At 73.6% G+C, this 6,016-nt stretch carries 8 protein-coding genes; 5 read left to right on the top strand and 3 right to left on the bottom strand.

Going from position 1 to position 6,016, the window contains the following annotated elements; translation table 11 throughout:
• Window positions 1-316 precede the first annotated feature (316 nt).
• Together AC1DP0_RS16750 and AC1DP0_RS16745 are read right to left on the bottom strand one after the other, a co-directional pair.
• Complete coding sequence (locus tag AC1DP0_RS16750; RefSeq protein WP_478086378.1) at window positions 317-661, bottom strand: DUF3024 domain-containing protein; 345 nt, start codon at window positions 659-661, stop codon at window positions 317-319.
• 14 nt (window positions 662-675) lie between these two features.
• Complete coding sequence (locus AC1DP0_RS16745; protein ID WP_478086374.1) at window positions 676-1,635, bottom strand: 1,4-dihydroxy-2-naphthoyl-CoA synthase; 960 nt, start codon at window positions 1,633-1,635, stop codon at window positions 676-678.
• Window positions 1,636-1,670: 35 nt separating this feature from the next.
• On the opposite strand from AC1DP0_RS16745, the gene AC1DP0_RS16740 reads away from it, so the two are divergent.
• From AC1DP0_RS16740 to AC1DP0_RS16720, 5 genes are all read left to right on the top strand, one after another.
• The gene (locus AC1DP0_RS16740; RefSeq protein WP_478086372.1) at window positions 1,671-2,156 is read left to right on the top strand and encodes an NUDIX hydrolase; all 486 of its coding nucleotides are present in this window, start codon (window positions 1,671-1,673) and stop codon (window positions 2,154-2,156) included.
• Between the two features lie 124 nt (window positions 2,157-2,280).
• The gene (locus tag AC1DP0_RS16735) at window positions 2,281-2,526 is read left to right on the top strand and encodes a hypothetical protein (protein ID WP_478086370.1); all 246 of its coding nucleotides are present in this window, start codon (window positions 2,281-2,283) and stop codon (window positions 2,524-2,526) included.
• Window positions 2,527-2,549: 23 nt separating this feature from the next.
• Entirely contained in the window at window positions 2,550-3,581 is a 1,032-nt protein-coding gene (locus AC1DP0_RS16730; protein WP_478086368.1) for an o-succinylbenzoate synthase, read from the top strand.
• Entirely contained in the window at window positions 3,578-4,315 is a 738-nt protein-coding gene (locus AC1DP0_RS16725; RefSeq protein WP_478086366.1) for a 3-keto-5-aminohexanoate cleavage protein, read from the top strand. The genes AC1DP0_RS16730 and AC1DP0_RS16725 overlap by 4 nt, the downstream gene beginning before the upstream one ends.
• Before the next feature lie 21 nt (window positions 4,316-4,336).
• The gene (locus AC1DP0_RS16720) at window positions 4,337-4,675 is read left to right on the top strand and encodes a DUF6188 family protein (RefSeq protein WP_478086362.1); all 339 of its coding nucleotides are present in this window, start codon (window positions 4,337-4,339) and stop codon (window positions 4,673-4,675) included.
• 15 nt (window positions 4,676-4,690) lie between these two features.
• Here the strand turns inward: AC1DP0_RS16720 and AC1DP0_RS16715 are convergent.
• Window positions 4,691-6,016, bottom strand: a 1,326-nt coding sequence (locus AC1DP0_RS16715) for a thiamine pyrophosphate-dependent enzyme (RefSeq protein WP_478086358.1), incomplete at its 5' end; no start/stop codon positions are given.

Here is a 6,016-nt window from a genome sequence, read left to right as displayed (position 1 = left end):
GTCCCGGCGGCCGCGCGACCGAGTCCCCGCCCGAGGGCGCGTGTCGCGTTGGCCGCGGTGGTGCGCGGCGGCTGACGGAAGTCCGCGGGCCGGCCGCCCTCGGGAACGTCCGGCGAGGGTCCCGGCGCACTGCGGCCAGCGCTGGCGCGGCGGTCGTCGCTCGGTTCCACTCCAACATCCTGCCCTGTCCGGGTGTCCGGCGTGCGACCGACACCGGCTTCGACGGTGCAGCCGGTGTGGTCAGCCAGGCCTTCGACAGCCGTGGGTCTCGCCCGAGTTCCCGGGCGTCACGGCGGGCCCAGCGCCGTCCACGGCCTCAGCCCCTGAAGATGGATGTCGGGTCGTCGTCGACCTCGGCGAGCAGTTCGTCCATCGACCCGAACTGGCGGTTCCCCTCGGCGTACTCGCGCCACCGCTCGTTGCGGTCTCGCCAGTACAGCGCCCAGTCCCGCGTGTCGTCGCGGTAGCGCAGCTGCGCGATCGCGAAATGTGTCCAGTCCCCGAGGCCGTCGAAGGGGACCCGCGTCTCGCACAGAGTCACGTTTCGCCCGCGGACGTGGAACTCGACGCGCACCTGGTGCAGGGCTCGGTCAGGTACGGCGGCAGCGCACCAGCGGCGCACGCGTGCCAGGTCGGTGTGGGGGAGCGGGGTGGACGGCATACGTCATCGGCTCCTCAGAAGTACCAGGGGAACGGTGACCAGTCGGGCTCGCGCTTCTCGAGGAACTGGTCGCGGCCCTCGACGGCCTCGTCCGTCATGTAGGCCAGCCGCGTCGCCTCCCCGGCGAAGACCTGCTGGCCCATGAGGCCGTCGTCGGTGAGGTTGAAGGCGAACTTCAGCATCCGCTGCGCCTGCGGGCTCTTGCCCATGATCTCGGTCGCGGCCTGCAGGGCCTCGCGCTCGAGGTCGGCGTGGTCGGCGACGATGTTGACGGCGCCCATCCGCTGCATGTCCTCGGCGGAGTAGGTGCGGCCGAGGAAGAAGATCTCGCGGGCGAACTTCTGGCCGACCATCTTGGCGAGGTAGGCGCTGCCGTAGCCGGCGTCGAAGCTGCCGACGTCGGCGTCGGTCTGCTTGAAGCGCGCGTGCTCCCTGCTGGCGATCGTCAGGTCGCAGACGACGTGGAGCGAGTGCCCGCCCCCGGCTGCCCAGCCCGGAACGACGGCGATGACGACCTTCGGCATCGTCCGGATGAGGCGCTGCACCTCGAGGATGTGGAGCCGGCCGCCATGGGCCCTGACGCGCGCCTCGTCGACGGTGTCCGCGGTCTCGCCCTCGGCGTACTGGTAGCCGGAGCGGCCCCGGATGCGCTGGTCGCCGCCGGAGCAGAAGGCCCACTTGCCGTCCTTGGGACTCGGGCCGTTGCCGGTGAGCAGGACGACGCCGACGTCCGGGGTCATGCGGGCGTGGTCGAGCGCGCGGTAGAGCTCGTCGACGCTGTGCGGTCGGAAGGCGTTGAGCACCTCGGGCCGGTCGAAGGCGATGCGCACGACGCCCGACTCCGCGTGGGGGCGACCGGCCACGGCACGGCGGCGGTGGTAGGTGATGTCGGTGAGGTCGAACCCCTCGACGGGCGCCCACTCGCTCGGGTCGAAGATCTCTGACACGGCGCTCTGGCTCGGCTCGCTGCTCACGGGCCGACCCTATCGGCGGGGCTAGGGTCGGACGCATGCCGATCCCTCCCTACGTCGCCCACCTGCGCACCATGATCGGGCGTGAGCTGCTCTGGATGCCGGGCATCACGGCGGTCGTGCTGCGCGAGGGGGAGGGTGGACCTGAGGTGCTCCTCGTCCGGCGCTCGGACAACGGCACCTGGACGCCGGTCACGGGCATCGTCGACCCGGGGGAGCACCCGCACGTGACCGCGGTGCGCGAGGTCGAGGAGGAGGCCTGCGTCGTCGCGGAGGTCGAGCGGCTCGTCTGGGTGTCGGCCACGGAGGTCGTGACGCACGTCAACGGCGACCTCGGGCAGTACCTCGACCACACGTTCCGGTGTCGTTGGGTTTCGGGCGAGCCGCGTCCGGGTGACGACGAGTCGACCGACGCGGGCTGGTTCGCCCTCGACGCGCTGCCGCCGATGCGACAGGTCTTCCTCGACCGCATCGCCACGGCCGTCGACAACCCCGCCGACGTCCGTCTCGGTCCCGCCGCCTGACTCCCGGGCGGGCGTGACATCTGTCAGGGGGAGGTCCTGACAGAGGGGCCGGGTGGTCGGCATCCCCCGCTCCTACCGTCGAGGGAGACGGGACCGACCGGTCCCACGGACGGAGGAGACCGCCGTGTTCTCGCCACGCAACCTCATCATCGCCGGAGTGGTGCTCATCGCCATCTCGCTCGGGCCGTCGGGTCACGGGCTGTGGTGGCTCGTGGGCTTCCTCTGGCTCCTGCCGCACGCCGTCGGGCGCAGCCACACCTGCGGGCGGGCCTCCCACGGGCGACGCGACCAGGACCTACGTGACGACCCCGCTCCCGTCGTCCAGCCCGACGCGGACCGCGACCGCCACGAGGCCTTTCCCACCCGTTGACGCGCGTCGGTGATGATGGGGGCATGACGAGCCTGCCGCCACTCGACGAGCTCCTCGCGAGCGCCCACGTCGTCTCGCTGCCGATGCGCGTCCGCTTCCGCGGCGTCGAGTCGCGCGAGGCGCTCCTGCTCGAGGGCCCTTCCGGCTGGGGCGAGTTCAGTCCCTTCGTCGAGTACGCCGACGCCGAGTCCGCCCGGTGGCTCGCCGCCGGCGTCGAGGCCGCGTATGCCGTGTGGCCCGCGCCCGTGCGCGACGCCGTGCCCGTCAACGCGACCGTCCCTGCCGTCGGCCCGGGGCGCGTCCCGGAGGTGCTGGCCCGCTTCGACGGGTGCACGACCGCGAAGGTCAAGGTCGCCGAGCGTGGGCAGTCCCTCGACGACGACGTCGACCGTGTCGCCGCCGTCCGGTCCGCGATGGGTCCGGTGGCCAGGGTCCGGGTCGACGCCAACGGCGGCTGGGACGTCGCGACGGCCACCGAGGCGCTGAGGCGGCTCACGGCATACGACCTCGAGTACGCCGAACAGCCCTGCGCCACGGTCGAGGAGCTCATCGAGCTGCGGACGGCGTTGGCGCGCGAAGGGATCGACGTGCCGATTGCGGCAGATGAGTCGATCCGCAAGGCCGAGGACCCGATCCGCGTGGCCCGGCTCGGCGCCGCCGACGTCGTCGTCGTCAAGGTGGCCCCTCTCGGGGGAGTGGGCGCCGCGCTCGAGGTCGTCGAGGCGTGCGGGCTTCCGGCCGTCGTGTCGTCCGCGCTCGACACGAGCGTCGGCATCGCTGCAGGCGTCGCTCTCGCCGCTGCGCTCCCGTCGCTCGACCACGCCTGCGGTCTCGGCACCGTCGGCCTCTTCGAGCGGGACGTGTCGGCCACGCCGTGGTGCCCGGCGGGCGGTCTGTTGTCGACCGGGCGCGCGGTGCCCGACCCGGAGGCGCTCGCGGCCCTGACGGCCCCGCCCGAACGGCAGCAGTGGTGGCGCGAGAGGCTCACCCGCTGCCACGCCGTGCTCGCCGAGCTCGACGGGCTCGACGGGCTGGCCCACGGGAGCGAGCGGTGATCCAGGCCTGTCTCAACGGCGACCGCACTCGCCAGCAGCACCGCTCCGTGCCGCAGGACCCCGGGGAGCTGGCTGGGGCAGCCGCCGACGCCGTGGCGGCCGGCGCGTCGATGGTCCACGTCCACCCGCGCGACGAGGCGGGCCTCGAGACGCTGGAGAGGCGGCACGTCGTCGAGGCAGTCGCCGCGATCAGGACCGCCACGCCAGGGTTGCGCGTCAGCGTCTCGACGCGCGACGGCATCGCCCCGTCCGTCGGCCGCAAGATCGCCCAGGTGTCCGACTGGCCCTCACCCGACCTCGGTGGACCCGACTGCGCGAGCGTCAACTGGCACGAGGACGGGGCGGCCGAGATCGCAGCGACGCTGCACGCGAACGGGATCGGGGTCGAGGCCGGCGTCTGGACGCCCGAGGCGGCCCGTCGTTTCGTCGGGTCGAGCTGGTCGGGGAAGGTCGAGCGCGTGCTTGCCGAGCTGATCCCCGGCATCACCCCGGGCAGCGACGGGACGTCGGCCGCCGAGCGCGTCCTCGCAGTCCTCGGCCGCCCGACCGCGCCTGTGCTCGTGCACGGCGAGGAGCGGTGGGCGTGGCCGGTGCTGCGCTGGGCTGCTGCCGCCGGCCACGACGTGCGCATCGGCCTGGAGGACACCTGCCTCCTGCCCGACGGGAGCGAGGCTCGCGACAGCGCCGACCTCGTCTCGGCGGCGGTCCGGCGCGACCCGGACGCGCCCGGCTGAGCGTGGAGTGCTCCCCCTGGCGTGCGGCGCCGCGCCGGGGCAGGCTTGGTGTGCGTCAGCGGCGATCACGTCAGGGTCGGCGGCGAGACCTACCTGCTGCGGCATGACGGCATCCAGGCGATAGACACCGGCACCCCGCTGGAGGAGCTGCCGCCGGGGCTGGCCGCGCTCATCGGCGCCCAGATCCGCGAGGTCCTCGTCGCGCGGGATGGGCACCTCGCGGTCAGCTTCGCCGACGCCCAGCTGAGCGTGCGCGCGTCGGCAGACTACGAGGCCCGGCAGCTCACGGGTCCGGACGGGGAGCGCATCGTCTGCATGCCGGGCGGTGAGCTGGCGAGCTGGCGCGGCACCCGGGCCTGAGGCGCCGACGGCGGCTCAGCCGAGCCCGTCGCGGCCCGGCACGGCCTTCTGGGCGAGCTCGCGCAGCCACGCCGCCTCGACGCGTCGGTCGGCCCGCGACACGGGGACCTCGAGCACCCTGATGCCCGAAGTCGGCTCGGCCAGAGCCGCTGCCAACCGGCCGAGGTCGTCGACGCGTTCGTATGCCGTGTGGTGCGCCGCGCACAGTGCCGCGAGGTCGGTGCCGTGCGGGGTCGCGAAGACCCGCTCGAAGGCGCCGGCGTAGCGACGGTCGCCCTGCTCGAGGGTGCTGAAGATGGCGCCGCCGTCGTCACTGAGGACGACGAAGGTGAGGTCAGGCCGCCGCTGCCCACGCCCGGTCAGCAGGCCGTTCGAGTCGTGCAGGAACGTGAGGTCGCCGAGGTAGGCGATGCTGCGCGCGGCCCGGGGCCGACCCAGCGCGATGCCGATGGCTGTGGAGACCATGCCGTCGATGCCGGCGAGCCCGCGGTTGCCGACGACGAAGCGGTGCTCGTGGGGAGTCCACGGGGTGGCCATGATGTCGAGGTCGCGCACCGGGTTCGACGAGCCGACGACGAGGGTCGTGTCGGCGGCGACCGCTGCCCCGACGACCGCAGCGACGGCGAGGGGTGAGATGCCATCGTCGCCGGGCACCCGTCGCGGATCCCCCTGTGTCGCAGTGATTCCCGCGTCGATGAGGGCTGACAGGCCCGTGTCGGCCTCGCGCCAGCGTTCGAACCAGGCGGGGTCGTCCGGGCCGTCGACGCGGGGCACGACGTCGAGCACACGGGCGACCCGGCCGGGGTTGGTGGCCACACCGTCACGTCCGCGGACGGCGAGGACCTCGACCCCGGTGTCGCTGATGAGGTTGGTGACCGGGCGCGACAGGGTCGGGTGACCGACGACGACGACGCGCTCGACGACATCGCGCAGGTCGGTCGTGAGCAGCAGCCGGCCGGTGCGCAGGGCCTGGCGCCCGATGCGGGCCCCTGACGTCGGCTCGGCGACGAGCGGCCAGTTGGCGGCCTCGGCGAGCAGTCGCGCAGCCGGCCCGGCGTCGTCGCCTGCCACGACGACGGTGCGCGGTCCGAGTCGGAGCACCTCCCCGTCGGTCGGCACCGACACCGACGGCTCGACAGCCGCCACCCGTCCCTCCCGTCGCGTGAAGTCCGCCCGGGCGGAGTTGTCGTGGCGTTCCGGGGCGGATCCGCGCGTGAAGTCCGCCCGGGCGGAGTTGTCGGGGCGCTGCCACCACGTGTCCGGATCGGCGTCCGACGGCAGCAGGTCACCGTCCAGCTGGACGTTGAGCTGGGTCGGGCCGCCGCGCGAACACGCCTGCCC

It is taken from the genome of Terrabacter sp. P5_B1 (genome assembly GCF_056400505.1).
This window is presented reverse-complemented; position numbering and strand designations above follow the sequence as displayed.